Origin of the sequence: Nonomuraea jabiensis, assembly GCF_014204795.1 — a bacterium.
Lineage (GTDB): Bacteria > Actinomycetota > Actinomycetes > Streptosporangiales > Streptosporangiaceae > Nonomuraea > Nonomuraea jabiensis.
Genome location: NZ_JACHMB010000001.1, coordinates 5,641,395 through 5,655,846, shown reverse-complemented (window position 1 = coordinate 5,655,846; position 14,452 = coordinate 5,641,395). Strand labels below are relative to the sequence as shown.

The following is a 14,452-nucleotide window of genomic DNA, read 5'->3' as shown; positions in this document are numbered from 1 at the left end:
GACCCTTTATGACCTTGGAGGCGTTGAGGGACGGGGATCCGCGCCAGGTGGGGCCGTACACACTCCTGGTCCGGCTGGGCGAGGGCGGCATGGGCGTCGTCTACCTGGGCCAGGCACCGGACGGCACGCGGGTGGCGGTCAAGCTCATCCACGCCAGGATGGACGCGCAGGCGGACTTCAGGCGGCGCTTCGCCCGCGAGGTGGCCGCCGCCAAGCGGGTCGCCCGCTTCTGCACCGCTCCCGTCCTGGACGCCGACGTCGAGGGGGACGTGGCGTACCTGGTCACCGAGTACGTCGAGGGACCCAGCCTGGGGGACGCCGTCCGCGAGTCGGGGCCGCTGAAGGGCTCGGCGCTGGACGGCCTGGCCGCCGCGATGGCCATGGCCCTGCGCGCCATCCACGGCGCGGGGGTCGTGCACCGCGATCTCAAGCCGTCGAACGTGCTGCTCTCCCAGGTCGGCCCCAAGGTCATCGACTTCGGCATCGCGCAGCTCATGGACGCGGAGATGAGCAGCGCGATCGTGGGGACGCCGTCGTACATGTCGCCCGAGCAGGTGTCGGGCGCCACCATCGGCCCGGCCTCGGACATCTTCTCGTGGGGCTGCACGGTCGCCTACGCGGCCAGCGGCAGACCGCCGTTCGGCTCGGGCTCGGTCCCCACGATCCTCCTGCGCATCCTCAACGAGGCCCCGGAGCTGGACGGCCTCTCGGGCCCGCTGCGCGACCTGGTGCTCGCCTCGCTGACGAAGAACCCCCATCAACGCCCCACGGCCCAGGACCTGATGGACCACCTCAGCGTGGCGGACCCGGGCCTGGCCCCAGGCGGCACTCCCCCGCCGGATCCCACAGGCACGAGCACGGGCACAGGCACGAGCACGGGCACAGGCACGAGCACGGGCACAGGCACGGACGCGCCCGGCCAACCGGCACGCGCCGACCTGACGACGGCGCCGGCTGACGGCCCGCGACCGCCCGGCGCGGCGACGGCGCCGCCCGGCAGCCCCTCCCTCCCCGGCCCCGGGGTGGCGGGGAACCGGAGGAGGGTGCTCGCCGCCGCGGCGGCCGTCGCCGTGGCCGTGGGAGGCGTGTCCGTGGCCGTCGCCTGGCGCACCCTGGGCACCTCGTCGAGCGCCCGCACTCCCGCCCAGACGACCACCACCACCCAAACCACCCACTCCACCACGCAGGCAGCCAAGCCCCAGAACCCGCTCAGAGCCCCAGGCAAGATCACGTTCTACTCCCCGCCGGAGCCGGCCGCCAACCGCCAGGCCGAGCAGTGGAAGAAGGACCGGCCCAAGGACGCCGAGCTCATGCGCAAGCTGGCCGCCGTCCCCCACGCCATCCGCCTCAACGCGCCCGAGGTCAGGCCGGAGGTCGACGCCACCATCACCGAGGCCCGCAAGGAAGGCGGCGTCCCGGTGTTCCTGATCAACTCCCTGCCCGGCAGCGAGTGCCGCCCGGCGACCGCCGCCGAGCTGGCGACGTACCAGGAGTGGATCAAGGGCATAGCGAGCACGATAGGCGAGGCCAAGGCGGTGGTGATCCTCGAACCGGGCGCCACGGTCAAGGTCCCCGGCGTCAAGGAGTGCGACCCGCAGGGCTCGGTGGACCCGCGCTACAGGGACCTCAGCCAGGCCGTCCAGACCCTCAAGGCCAACCCGAACACGGCCGTCTACCTCGACGGCAGCCAGGACCTCTACCCGGGCACCGCGATCATGGCCGAGCGGCTGATCAGGGCGGGCATCGACCGGGCGGACGGCTTCTTCCTCAACACGGCGGCCTACCACCCCACGGAGAAGAGCGTCGCGTACGGCAAGGCGCTGTCGGCCTGCATCAGCGTCCAGCGGGCCACGGGCGCCAAGGACTGCCCGGCGGACGGGAAGGTCGACCCGGCGACCATGCCCCACTTCGTGGTCGACACCGCCAGGAACGGCCAGGGCTCGTGGACCCCGACGAAGAAGTACCCCGACCCGCAGACGTGGTGCAACCCGCCGGGCCGGGGCGTCGGCGAGCGGCCCACGACCGACACGGGTGAGGAGCTGGTGGACGCCTACCTGTGGATCGCGCGGGCGGGCTCGTCCAGCGGCCGGTGCAGGCGCGGGGAGGACGGCGAGAAGGACCCGGAGCGCGGCGTGGTGTCCCCGGAGGCCGGCCAGTGGTGGCCGGAGCTGGCGCTGGAGAGGGCCCAGAAGGCCAACCCGCCATTGTGAGGGGCCGGGGCAAGCCCGAGATTGCGCCCATGTTAAGCGGACGTTAGATCTCGGCCACCTGCCCTTGTCCGAACATCCTTCTGCGGAGAGGCTCTGGCCTGCACCTACTCCCCCCAGGCTCCACACAGGAGGACCCCGTGAGCAAAGCACGCGTGCCGTGGAAGGCAGTGATCGGCGGCTCCGTCGGCAATCTGGTCGAGTGGTACGACTGGTTCGTCTACACCAGCTTCGCCGTCTATTTCGCCGCGTCCTTCTTCCCTGAGGGCGACAACACGGCGAAGCTGCTCAACACCGCGGCCATCTTCGCCGTCGGATTCTTCATGCGCCCGCTCGGCGGCTGGCTGCTCGGCCGCTACGCCGACAGGAAGGGCCGCAAGGCGGCGCTCACGCTCACCGTCACCCTCATGTCGGCCAGCGCCCTGCTGATCGCCATCGCCCCCACGTACGAGACGGTCGGCTACTTCGGCGCCGTGGTGCTGGTGGTGGCCCGCCTCCTGCAGGGGCTTTCGGTCGGCGGCGAGTACGCGGCCAGCGCCACGTACCTCACCGAGGCCACCCCGCGCGGCCGGCGCGGCTTCGCCTCGAGCTTCCAGTACGTCTCCATGACCGCCGGCCAGCTCGTCGGCCTCGGCCTGCAGATCATCCTGCAGAACACGATGTCCGCGGAGGCCCTCGACTCCTACGGCTGGCGCATCCCGTTCGTGATCGGCGCGCTGGGCGCCGCGGTCGTGTTCTACCTGCGCCGCAACCTCCTGGAGACGGAGGCGTACGACGAGGAGGAGCGCGAGGTCGAGCACCAGGGCCGCGGCACGATCAAGCAGCTGCTCGCCCACAAGAAGGAAGCGCTGCTGGTCATCGCCCTGACGATGGGCGGCACGGTCGCGTACTACACCTACACCACGTACCTCACCAAATACCTCAGCATCAGCGCCGGCCTGCCCAAGGAGACGGCCACGCTGGTGAGCTTCTGCGCGCTGTTCATCTTCATGTGCCTGCAGCCGCTGGCCGGTGGGCTGTCGGACCGGATCGGGCGCCGGCCGCTGCTGATCACGTTCGGGATCGGGTCGATGCTGGGCACGGTGCCGCTGATGACGGCGCTCGGCGGGGTCACGGGGTTCGCCGGAGCGCTGGTGCTCTCGCTGATCGGCCTGGTCATCGTCACCGGCTACACCTCGATCAACGCGGTGGTGAAGGCCGAGCTGTTCCCGACGAACGTGCGCGCGCTCGGCGTCGCCCTCCCCTACGCCATCGCGAACGCCCTGTTCGGCGGCACCGCCGAGTACGTGGCGCTGTGGTTCAAGAACAACAAGATCGAGTCCGGCTACTTCTGGTACGTCTCCGCCTGCGCCGCCGTGTCGCTCGTGGTCTACCTCACCATGCGCGAGACCAGGGACGCCGCCCTCTCCCGCGCCGAGCAGGCGTCGGAGGATGCGGTGGCGGCCCGCGTCTAACCTGGGGCCATGCGAGTTCTCCTGGTCGAGGACGACGATCGGCTCGCGTCCGCGCTCACCACGGCCCTCGCCCGGCACGGCCATCAGGTCACCCGTGCCGGGCTGGCCGTCGACGCCCTCCGCCTGGCGGGGGGCGTCGATTTCGTCCTGCTCGACCTGGGCCTGCCCGACATGGACGGCCTCGACGTGCTGCGCCGCCTGCGCCGGGTGTCGGCGGTGCCGCTCATCGTGGTCACGGCCCGCACGGAGGAGCGGGAGGTGCTGCGCGGGCTGCGGTCCGGGGCCGACGACTACCTGGTCAAGCCGTTCCGCACGGTGGAGCTGATGGCCCGCATGGAGGCGGTGGTGCGGCGTGGCACCAGGCCGATGCCGGCCCGCGACGACGTGGTGAGCGTCGGCGACGTCCGCATCGACCTGGAGTCCCGGCAGGTCACGGTGGACGGCGAGCCGGTGACGCTGACGAGGCGGGAGTTCGACGTGCTGGCGATGCTGGCGCGCGAGCCGGGCGTGGTGCGCGGCCGGGAGGAGATCCTGGACGAGGTCTGGGGCGATCCGCTGCTGTCGGCGTCCCGCTCGCTCGACGTCCACGTGGCCAACCTGCGCTCCAAGACCGGCCGCCCGGGGCTGGTGGAGACGCTGCGCGGCACCGGCTACCGCCTGGGCTCGACGGCGTGAACTCCCGCCTGGTGGTCACGTTCACCACGCTGATCGTCTTCCTGATCGCGGCGCTGGCCGTGCCGCTGGGCCTGGCCTACGCCTCCCACCGTACGAACCGCCTGCTCCTCGACCGCCGCGCCGACGCCACCCGCTTCGCGGAGCTGGCCGACCAGGCGGCCAGGGAGGACGACCGCTCGGGGCTGATCGCCGAGATCGACCGCTACGCCGAGCTCTACGGGGCGGCGGTGCGCGTACGCGACCGCGACGGCACCGTCCTGGCCACCGCGGGCCGCTTCGAGGCCGACGACCGGGAGGCCACCCGCCTGGCGCTGGCCGGCCGCACGACCGAGGACCTGCCCACGATCAGCCCGTTCGGACCGGCCACGGTGCTGCTGGCCGAGCCCGCGGGCCGGGACGCGCAGCTGTCCGGCGTGGTGCTGCTGGAGGTGCCCACCGACCGGGCCAGGCAGGACGTGTCGCTGGTGTGGGGCGCGCTGCTGGTCGGCGCGCTGGTGGCCCTGGGCTACTCGGCGCTCGCGGCCAGGCGGCTGGCCCGCTGGATCCTGCGGCCCGTCACCGAGCTCGACCGCACCACGCGGGCCATCGCGCAGGGCAGGCTCGACGCGCGGGCGCATCCCGGCGCCGGGCCCTCCGAGCTGCGGCGGCTGGAGGAGCGCTTCAACGCCATGGCCGACGCGGTCTCCAACGCGATGGAGCGGCAGCGGGCGTTCGTGGCGGACGCCTCCCACGAGCTGCGCACCCCGCTCACGGTGCTGGGGCTGCGGCTGGAGAACCTGGAGCCGCATCTGCGGGGCGAGGGGACGGCCGAGTTCGAGGAGGCGATGGCGGAGCTGGACCGGCTGGCTCTGCTGGTGGAGGACCTGCTGGCGCTGGCGAAGGTGGAGGCGGGCGCGGGCGTCGAGGGCAAGGAGGTCCCGCTGGCGCCCCGGCTGGGGACGTGGCGGGAGGTGTACGCGGCCAAGGGCGTCCACCTCATAACCGAAATTTCGGAAATGTCGGTCGTTCCCGAGGCGGCGGCCAGGGTCGCGGACATCGCGCTCGACAACGCCCAGAAGTTCGTGCCCGAGGGCGGCACCGTCACGGTCACCCTGGAGGACGGGGTGCTGCGGATCGCGGACGACGGGCCCGGGCTCGGCGAGGAGGAGCGGGCGGAGGCGCTGGGCCGGTTCTGGCGGTCCGGGGCCCACGCGAACGTGCCGGGCAGCGGCCTGGGCCTGGCCATCGCCGCCGAGCTGGCCAGGGCGTGCGGGGCCACGCTGGCGCTGCTGCCCGCCGTGCCGCACGGCCTGGTCGTGGAGCTGCGCCTGAGGGCTCAGCCGTAGGCGGAGCGGTAATAGCGGGCGGCGCCCGGGTGGAGCGGGACGACGCCGGTGCCGATGGCGTAGCGCATGTCGAGCCGCCCGCCCGGCGCCGACGGGGCCTGGAGGCGGTCGCGGGCGCCGAAGAGCGTCTCGGTGATCACGTACGCCAGATCGTCCGGGAGCGTGGACCGGCACATCAGGTAGCTGGGCGTGCCGATGGTCGGCACCGGCCGGCCGCTGCCGTACACGCCGGCGGGCACCAGCCCGTGCTCGTAGAGCGGGCCGAACCGGCGGCGCAGGACCGTCACCAGCGGCTCCAGCGGCACGAGCTCGATGTCCCCCAGCGAGGTCAGGACCGGCGTGGGCACCCCGCCCGACCAGAAGAACGCCTCGATCCGGCCGTCGAGCAGCGCCTTGACCGACTCGTCCAGGCCCAGCCTGCTGACCTCGGCGGGCTCGGCCAGGCCGGCCACGGCCAGCACGCGGGTGGCGGTCACCGCGGTGCCCGACCCCTCCAGCCCGATGGAGACCGCCCGCCCGGCCAGGTCCTTGACCGCCACGATGCCGGAGCCGCGCCGCACCACCAGGTGGACGTAGTTCATGTAAACCCTGGCCAGCGCGGACACCGGCTGGTGGCGCACCCTGACGGCGTCGTCGGCGCTGTCGGCCAGCGCGAACGCCACGTCGGCCCGCCCGTCGGTCATCATCGTCAGGTTCTGCACGCTGGCCGCGGTCTTCATCACCCGCACCGTGAGCCCGTCCTGCCGCAGCTCCCGCGCGAGCCCGTCACCGAGCTGCTCGTAGATGCCACCGGTCACACCCGTCGCCAGCCGCAACTCGGCCTGCCTGCCGTCGGCCGCCGAGCACCCGGCCGCCAGCGCGGCGAGCCCGAGAAAGGCACGGCGAGATATCGGCATGAAATTACGTTATCCGGTCCACCAGAATGGACATGTGAGCGAACGGGACGCACGCCTACTCATCGCCTCAGAGCTGACGATGTTCCTTCCGGTGAGCCGGCGCCAGGAGTGGCAGCGGGTGACGCTGGACGGCACCTCGACGCTGGGCCACCACGTCGAGTCGCTCGGCATCCCGCTGACCGAGGTGGGGCCGATGGTCGCCGACGGCCGCGGGGTGCCGCCGTCGTACCAGCTCGTGGCCGGCGACGTGGTGGAGGTCCACCCGGTGCCCCGCCCGCAGCCACTGCCGGAGGAGCCGCGGTTCCTGCTGGACGTGCACCTTGGCACGCTGGCGCGGCGGCTGCGGCTGCTCGGCATCGACGCGGCCTACCACAACGACATGGACGACCCCTCGCTGGTGGTGCAGGCCAACGAGGAGCACCGGGTGCTGCTCACGCAGGACCGCGGCCTGCTGCGCCGGCGCGCGCTGTGGCTGGGCGCGTACGTACGCGGCTCCCGCCCCGCCGACCAGCTCCGCGACCTGCTCGAACGCTTCACCCCGCCGCTGCGCCCGTGGACGCGCTGCACGGCGTGCAACGGCGAGCTGCGGCCGGTCGCCAAGCAGGAGGTCGCGTCGCTGCTGGAGGCGGGCACGGAGCGCAACTACGACGCGTACGGGCGGTGCGGCGAGTGCGGCCAGGTCTACTGGCGCGGCGCGCACAGCGACCACCTGGAGGAGATCGTCAGGTCGGCCCGCGCCTGGACCGCCTAAGGGCAGAGGTCAGCCGTCAGGTGTGCCATTCTGATCGACGTCTCCTCCCCCAAGGAAGGTCGCGTGGAATTTCGCATCATGGGGCCGCTCGAGGTGCTCGACGGCGACGGACAGGACCGCACCCCCACCGTGCCGAAACACCGCGACCTGCTGGCGATGTTCCTGCTCAACGCCGGGCGCCCGCTCAAGGTCGAGCGGCTGCGCAGGCTGCTGTGGCCGCGCGAGGGCGGCGAGCGCTCCGACTCGCTGGTGCGCGGCTACGTCGGCCAGCTCCGCCAGCTCGTCGGGAAAGACGTGATCACGACGGTGGCGGGCTCGTACGTGCTGGCGCTGGGCGACGGGCAGCTCGACGTCGACCGGTTCCGGCTGCTGGTGGACAAGGGGGCCTACGAGGAGGCGCTGAGCCTGTGGCGGGGCGAGGTCCTGGAGGACGTCGATCCCGAGGGCGAGCGGTGGGTCGAGACGCGCCGGCTGCGCGAGGAGCTGGAGGAGCTGCGGTTACTGGCGCTGGAGCGCCGGGTGCAGGCCGACCTGGACGCCGGCAGGCACCGCGAGCTGCTCGCCGAGCTGCGCCGGCTGACCAGGCAGCATCCGACGTGGCAGCGCTTCCGCGGCCAGTACATGCTGGCCCTCTACCGCAGCGGCCGCCGGGTGGACGCGCTGGCCGCGTACGCGGTGCTGCGTGACCAGCTCGACGGCGGGCACGCGATCGAGCCCGACTCCGAGCTGCAGCTGCTCTATCACCGCATGCTCTACGATGACGTGTCGCTGCACGTCTCGGCGGGCCCGCCGGTGCTGCTGCCGCCCGACGTGACCGGCTTCACCGGCCGGGGCGAGCTGCTCGACGCGGTGGTGGGCGGCCACGTCGTGGTGCACGGGCAGGCGGGCGTGGGCAAGTCGGCGCTGGCCGTGCACGCCGCCTGGCGGGAGCGGGAGAGCTTCCCCGACGGCATCCTGTACGCCGACCTGCGCGAGACGACCGCGCCGTCGGCCGTGCTGGAGGACTTCCTGCGCTGGCTGGGCTGCCCGGCCCAGGCGATCCCGGCCTCGCCGGAGCAGCGGGAGAGGCTGTTCCGCACCTACACGGCCAACCGCAGGCTGCTGGTGCTGCTCGACAACGCCTCGGGCGAGGCTCAGGTGCGGCCGCTGCTGACCTCGTGTCCGACGATCGTGACCAGCCGGTCCTCGCTCGGCGGCCTGACGGGCGCGCGGCGGCTGTCGGTGGGCGTGCTCGGCGCCGGCGAGGCGATCGACCTGCTGGTGAGCAGCTCGGGCCGGCCGGCCGACGAGGCCATGACCCGGCTGGCCCGCTTCTGCGGCGGCCTGCCGATCGCGCTGCGCATCGCCGGCTCCCGGCTGGCCGCCCGGCCGGAGTGGACCGTCGATTACCTGGTGGGCCTGCTGGAGGACGAGCACGGGCGGCTCGACCGGCTGCACGCGGGCGACCAGGCGGTGCGCAGCGTGTTCGCGATCGGCTTCGACGGGCTGCCCGAGGCCGCCCGGCTGACGCTGCGCGGGCTCGGCGCGCTGTCGGCCCCCGACTTCGCCGACTGGGTGACCGAGCAGCTCGGCGGGCAGGCCGAGGCGCTGGTGGACGCGGGCCTGCTGGAGACGCACGGCGTGGACGTGGCGGGCCAGGTCCGCTACCGGCTGCACGACCTGACCAGGCTCTTCGCCCGCGAGCAGCCCGTGCCGGGCGTGCTGGGGCGGCTGTCGGAGGTGGTGCTGGCCAGGGTGCGGGCCTCGCGGTTCTCGCTGGTGTCGGGCGATCCGGCCACGGCCGTGGCCACCAGGGACATCAGGGAGTCGGTCGAGTGGCTGGCGGCCGAGCGGGCGTTCCTGGTGAGCCTGGTCGCCGACCTGCACGCGGCGGGGCTCGACGACGGGTGCTGGCGGCTGGCGCACCTGCTGGCTCCTTACCTGGAGCGCCACCGGTTCCTGGACGACTGGCGGGCGGTGGCCGCGCTGGCGCTGGAGTCGGCGCGGCGGTCGGGCGACGACCGGGGCGAGGCGCTGATCCTGCTGGACCAGGGCGACCTGCACCTGGCCGAGCGGGAGTGGGAGCGCGCGCACGAACGGCTGCGGCTGGCGCTGGGCATGTTCCTGCGGCAGGGCCGCACCCGCGAGGTGAACCACACCAGGCGCCGGCTCGGCCGCGTCCACCTGGGGCAGGCACGCCTGGAGGACGCCGAGCGGGCCCTGCGCACCTGCCTGGAGGGCGCCGACAACCAGCGGGACGCCGCCGACGCCGAGCACGTGCTCGGCGTCGTGCTGCGCCGCGCGGGGCGGCTCGACGAGGCCGCCGAGCACCTGCGGGCCGCCGTCGAGCACCTGGAGGAGCTGGGCGACCGGCACCGGCAGGCCGACACGCTGCTCGACCTGTCCGCGACGCACCTGGCGCGGGCCGCCAAGGCGGACGCCAGGGCCGCCGCCGAGCAGGCGAGGAGCATCGCCGTACGCCTCGGCGACCGGCTGCTGGACGCGCACGCCCTGCTGGCCCTGGCCAGGGTGAACCGGGCCGAGGGCGCGGCGGGGCGGGCGCGGGAGCTGGCCGGGGCGGCGCTGGAGGTGTTCGAGGAGACCGGCGACCGCCAGGGCGCCGCCAACGCCCGCGCCGTGCTGGCCCAGGGTTAGACCGCGAGCAGGCGGCGGACGTCCTCCCGGTGCAGCTCCTCGGCGGCTCCGGTGCGCACGACGTGCCCGCCGTCGAGGATGACGAACGTGTCGGCCAGCCGCAGCGCGATGTCCAGGTACTGCTCCACGAGCAGCACGGCCAGCCCGGAGGCGTGCAGCCGCTCGATCGCCGCCTCGATCTCCAGGATGATCGACGGCTGGATGCCCTCGGTCGGCTCGTCGAGGATGAGCATCCTGGGCCTGGTGACCAGGGCTCGGGCCATGGCGAGCTGCTGCTGCTGGCCGCCCGACAGGTGGCCGGCGCTCCGTTTGAGCAGCGGCTTGAGCGCGGGGAACACGTCCAGGGCCTCGTCGATGGCCTCCCTGGTCACCTTGGCGGCCTCCATGGTGACCAGCAGGTTGCCCAGGACCGAGAGCTGGGGGAAGCACTGGTGGCCCTGGGGGACGTACCCCATGCCGAGCCTGACCCGCTCGTGCGGTTTCAGCCTGGTGACGTCGCGGCCGTCGAACGTGACCGTGCCGGCCGTCGCCGGGAGCACGCCCATGACGGTGTTGAGCAACGTGGTCTTGCCGACGCCGTTGCGCCCCATGACGCACACGAGCTGTCCCGGCCCGATCTCCAGCGAGACCCCGAACAGTACGCGTGCCCTCCCGTACCCCGACTCAAGGCCGGTCACCGACAGCATCGCTGGCTCTCCTTCCCAGGTAGACCTCCTGGACGCGGGGGTCGGCGCTGACCTCGTCGACCGACCCCTCCACGAGCACCCTGCCCTCGTGCAGCACGGTCACCGTCGAGGCGTGCCGCCGCAGGAACTCCATGTCGTGCTCCACCACGATCACCGTGTGGTCGTCGGCGATCCGGGTGAGCAGCTCCCCCGTGCGCTCCCGTTCGTCGCTGGACATGCCCGCCACCGGCTCGTCCAGGAGCAGCAGCCGGGGGCGCTGCGCCAGCAGCATGCCGATCTCCAGCCACTGGCGCTGGCCGTGCGAGAGAACGCCGGCCGAACGTTCGGCGAGATCTTCGAGTCCGGTCCTGGCCAGCGCCTCCGCGACGGCCTCGGACACGCCCTTGCGCCGCCTGGCCAGCGACCAGAGCGGCTGGCGGAAGCTGGCCGCGAGGTCGAGGTTCTCGACCACGGTCAGCTCCTCGAACACGACCGACGTCTGGAACGTGCGGCCGACGCCCAGGCGGACGATCTGGTGCTCCTTCCTGCCGACCAGGTCGTGCTCGCCGAACCGCACGCTGCCCGCCGCCGGCCTGGTGAGGCCGGTGATCACGTCGATCAGCGTGGTCTTGCCCGCGCCGTTGGGCCCGATCAGGAAGCGCAGCTCGCCCTCGGGCACGGTCAGGTCCACGCCGTCGAGCGCCCGGAAGCCGTCGAACACGACCTGGACGTCACGTAGTTCGAGCACGCCGCCACCTCCCCAGCACGCCCACGATGCCCTTCGGGGCGAGCGTCATGACCAGGATGAACAGCGCGCCCTGCAGGTAGAGCCAGCCGTCGGCGAACTGCTCGCTGAACGCCGTCTTGGCGTAGCCCATGACGACCGCGCCGAGCACGGCGCCGGCCAGCGCGTGCCGCCCGCCGACCGCCACCGCGACGACCAGCTCCAGCGAGGGCACGACGCCGAGCAGCGCGGGCGAGATGATGCCGACCACCGGCACGAACAGCGCGCCCGCCAGCCCCGCCATGCCCGCCGAGGCGGCGAAGGTGACGGTCTTGACCAGCGCCGGGTCGTAGCCGAGGAAGCGCACCCGGTCCTCGCCGTCCCTGACCGCGACGAGGAGCCGGCCGTAGCGGCTGTTCACGAGCTGGCGGGTGGCGAGGTAGAGGAGCCCGAGGACGACCGCCACCACGAGGTAGAGCGTCCGCTGCGTGGAGTCCTCGGCCAGGTCCTGGCCGAACAGCTCGAAGAAGTTCGTCATGCCGTTGGTGCCGCCGGTCAGGCCCTGCTGGCCGACGAGCAGTATGACCAGGGCGGCGGCCAGTGCCTGGGTGAGGATGGCGAAGTACGCGCCCCGTACCCGCTGCCGGAACACCAGCGCGCCCAGCAGCAGCGCGATCGCCACGGGCCCGAGCACGGCCATGGCGAGGGCGAAGATCGGGTTGGCGAACGGCGCCCACAGCGCGGGCAGCCGCTCCACCCCGCTCCACACCATGAAGTCGGGCAGCCCGCCGCCGGCCTCGGTGAGCTTGAGGTACATCGCCATGGCGTAGCCGCCGAGCCCGAAGAAGACGCCCTGGCCGAGGGTGAGCATGCCGCCCTGCCCCCAGGCCAGCCCGATCCCGAGCGCGACGATCGCGTAGCAGAGGTATTTCGCCAGCAGCCCCAGCCGGAACGGCTCCAGCAGCAGCGGGGCCGCCACCAGGGCGATCACGGCCACGGTCGCGAACACGGTCGCGAAGGGCAGATTTCTCTTGATCATGTGAGCACCCTCGACCGCAGCACGAACATGCCCTGCGGGCGTACCTGCAGGAACGCGATGATCACGGCGAACACGATGACCTTCGCCAGCGAGGCGTCCGACCAGAACTCGGCGTAGGAGTTCAGCAGCCCCAGCCCGATCGCGGCCAGCACGGCGCCGCGCAGCTGCCCGAGCCCGCCCGCCACGACGACGAGGAACGCGTCCACGATGTAGTACGTGCCGAGCGCCGGCCCGACGGGCCCGATCAGCGTCAGCGCCACCCCGGCCACGCCCGCCAGCCCGGACCCGATGAAGAACGTCAGCATGTCCACCCGGCCGGTGTCGATGCCGCTGGTCGCGGCGAGCTGCCGGTTCTGCACGACGGCCTGGGTCCGGCGGCCGAGCCCGGTGCGGTTGAGGTACAGCCAGACCGCCACCACGCCGGCGATCGCGAGCCCCATGATGAACAGGCGGTTGTAGGGCAGGATGCCGATCCCGCCCGCGAGCCAGGAGGGGGCGGGCACCTGCACGTTCGGCGCGCCGAACAGGTCGCGGGCGAGCTGCTGCAGCACCAGGCTGACACCCCAGGTGAGCAGCAGCGTGTCCAGCGGGCGGCCGTAGAAGTGCCTGATGGCGGCCCGCTCCAGGATCAGCCCCATGAGCCCCGCCACCAGGAACGCCGCGGGCAGCGCGAGCACCAGGTCCTGCAGCAGGAACGCGGTGTAGGCACCCGCCATGATGAACTCGCCGTGCGCCATGTTGATCACGCCCATCTGCCCGAACGTGAACGTCAGCCCGAGCGCGATGAGCAGCAGCACCGCCCCGATGGACAGCCCGATGGGGAGCTGGTTGAGGAAGGCCGGCATCACTGTCCCGCCGCCAGGCCGGAGGCCCAGGAGTAGCCCTTGAGGTACGGGTCCGGCTTGATCGGCTTGCCAGAGTCCCACACCTGCTTGATCAGGCCGTCGGGCTGGATGATGCCGATGCGGGCGGTCTTGTACATGTGCTGGTTCTCGCCGTCGATGGTGACCAGGCCCTCGGGGCGTTCGAGCGAGATGCCGGGCGCGGCCTTCTTTACCGCCTCGACCTCGGTGCTGCCCGCCTTCTTGACCGCCTCGGCCCAGAGGTAGACCGCGTTGTAGCCGGCTTCCATGGGGTCGGAGGTGACCTTGTTCTGCCCGTACTTGGCCTTGTACGCCTTGACGAACGCGTCGTTGGCCGGGGTGTCGGTGGTCTGGTAGTAGTTCCAGGCGACCGGCTGGCCTGCGATGTTGTCCACGCCGATGCCGGTGACCTCCTCCTCGGCGATGCTCACCGACAGCACCGGCAGGCTGTCGGCGGACGAGCCCGCGCTCTTGAGCTGCTTGAAGAAGGCCACGTTGCTGTCGCCGTTCAGGGTGTTGAAGACGGCGTCCGGCTTGGCCTGCAGGACCTTGTTGACCAGCGTGGAGTATTCGGTGTGGCCGAGCGGCGTGTACTCCTCGCCGAGGATCTCCATCCCGTTCGCCGCCGCGTACGCCTTGATGATCTTGTTCGCGGTCCGCGGGAAGACGTAGTCGCTGCCCACCAGGAACAGCTTCTTCTTGCCCTGCTCCTTCAGGTAGTCGAGGCCGGGGATGATCTGCTGGTTGGTGGTGGCGCCCGTGTAGAAGATGTACGGCGAGCTCTCCAGCCCCTCGTACTGCACCGGATACCAGAGCAGGGCCTTGTAGCGCTCGAAGACCGGCAGCATCGCCTTTCTGCTGGCCGAGGTCCAGCCGCCGAAGACGGTGGCGACCTTGTCCTGCCTGATCAGCTTGGTGGCCTTCTCCGCGAACGTGGGCCAGTCGGAGGCGCCGTCCTCCACGACGGGGACGAGCTGCTTGCCGAGCACGCCGCCGGCCTTGTTGATCTCTTCGATGGCCAGCAGTTCGGCGTCGCGGACGGTGACCTCGCTGATCGCCATCGTGCCGCTGAGCGAGTGGAGGAGGCCCACCTTGATCTCTTTGGAGTCGGCGGCGGGCTTGGCGTCGGCACCGCAGGCCGCGAGGGCTAACACCAGGGTCGCGGTGACAATCGGACGGGAGATGCGCACAGCCGTTCCTTTCCTCGCCGACCGGTACT

12 protein-coding genes are annotated in these 14,452 nt (G+C 72.2%); 6 read left to right on the top strand and 6 right to left on the bottom strand.

All coding sequences use genetic code 11. The annotated features are described in order from the left end of the window. Window positions 1–8 precede the first annotated feature (8 nt). From HD596_RS26130 to HD596_RS26115, 4 genes are all read left to right on the top strand, one after another. On the top strand, window positions 9–2,210 hold the full coding sequence (locus tag HD596_RS26130; protein ID WP_185071943.1) for a glycoside hydrolase family 6 protein: 2,202 nt from the start codon (window positions 9–11) through the stop codon (window positions 2,208–2,210). Window positions 2,211–2,347: 137 nt separating this feature from the next. Continuing rightward, complete coding sequence (locus tag HD596_RS26125) at window positions 2,348–3,661, top strand: MFS transporter (protein ID WP_185071942.1); 1,314 nt, start codon at window positions 2,348–2,350, stop codon at window positions 3,659–3,661. Between the two features lie 9 nt (window positions 3,662–3,670). Continuing rightward, complete coding sequence (locus HD596_RS26120; RefSeq protein WP_185071941.1) at window positions 3,671–4,336, top strand: response regulator transcription factor; 666 nt, start codon at window positions 3,671–3,673, stop codon at window positions 4,334–4,336. Further along, window positions 4,333–5,661 (top strand): sensor histidine kinase, encoded by a 1,329-nt coding sequence (locus HD596_RS26115; protein ID WP_185071940.1) that lies wholly within the window; start codon window positions 4,333–4,335, stop codon window positions 5,659–5,661. The genes HD596_RS26120 and HD596_RS26115 overlap by 4 nt, the downstream gene beginning before the upstream one ends. Here HD596_RS26115 and HD596_RS26110 read toward each other — a convergent pair. Beyond that, on the bottom strand, window positions 5,652–6,557 hold the full coding sequence (locus tag HD596_RS26110) for a TAXI family TRAP transporter solute-binding subunit (protein WP_221519521.1): 906 nt from the start codon (window positions 6,555–6,557) through the stop codon (window positions 5,652–5,654). The two genes, HD596_RS26115 and HD596_RS26110, sit on opposite strands and share 10 nt — an antisense overlap. On the opposite strand from HD596_RS26110, the gene HD596_RS26105 reads away from it, so the two are divergent. Beyond that, window positions 6,556–7,308, top strand: a complete 753-nt coding sequence (locus tag HD596_RS26105; protein WP_185071939.1) for a Mut7-C RNAse domain-containing protein — start codon at window positions 6,556–6,558, stop codon at window positions 7,306–7,308. The two genes, HD596_RS26110 and HD596_RS26105, sit on opposite strands and share 2 nt — an antisense overlap. A gap of 63 nt (window positions 7,309–7,371) precedes the next feature. Next, window positions 7,372–9,942 carry an AfsR/SARP family transcriptional regulator gene (locus tag HD596_RS26100; protein ID WP_185071938.1) on the top strand — a complete coding sequence of 857 codons (2,571 nt, stop codon included), beginning with the start codon at window positions 7,372–7,374 and terminating at the stop codon, window positions 9,940–9,942. Here the strand turns inward: HD596_RS26100 and urtE are convergent. The 5 genes from urtE to urtA are packed head-to-tail and all read right to left on the bottom strand — an operon-like array spanning window position 9,939 to window position 14,423. Continuing rightward, window positions 9,939–10,628: an urea ABC transporter ATP-binding subunit UrtE gene (gene urtE, locus HD596_RS26095; RefSeq protein WP_185071937.1), complete on the bottom strand. Its 690-nt coding sequence runs from the start codon at window positions 10,626–10,628 to the stop codon at window positions 9,939–9,941. The two genes, HD596_RS26100 and urtE, sit on opposite strands and share 4 nt — an antisense overlap. Further along, window positions 10,606–11,355 (bottom strand): urea ABC transporter ATP-binding protein UrtD, encoded by a 750-nt coding sequence (gene urtD, locus HD596_RS26090; RefSeq protein ID WP_185071936.1) that lies wholly within the window; start codon window positions 11,353–11,355, stop codon window positions 10,606–10,608. The genes urtE and urtD overlap by 23 nt, the downstream gene beginning before the upstream one ends. Continuing rightward, window positions 11,339–12,370, bottom strand: coding sequence for an urea ABC transporter permease subunit UrtC (gene urtC / locus HD596_RS26085; RefSeq protein ID WP_185071935.1), 1,032 nt, complete (start codon window positions 12,368–12,370; stop codon window positions 11,339–11,341). The genes urtD and urtC overlap by 17 nt, the downstream gene beginning before the upstream one ends. Next, window positions 12,367–13,215, bottom strand: coding sequence for an urea ABC transporter permease subunit UrtB (gene urtB / locus HD596_RS26080; RefSeq protein WP_185071934.1), 849 nt, complete (start codon window positions 13,213–13,215; stop codon window positions 12,367–12,369). Before urtB ends, urtC begins: the two co-directional genes overlap by 4 nt. Further along, a complete protein-coding gene (urtA, locus tag HD596_RS26075; RefSeq protein WP_185071933.1) occupies window positions 13,215–14,423 on the bottom strand; it encodes an urea ABC transporter substrate-binding protein in 1,209 nt (402 codons plus the stop codon). Before urtA ends, urtB begins: the two co-directional genes overlap by 1 nt. Window positions 14,424–14,452 lie beyond the last annotated feature (29 nt).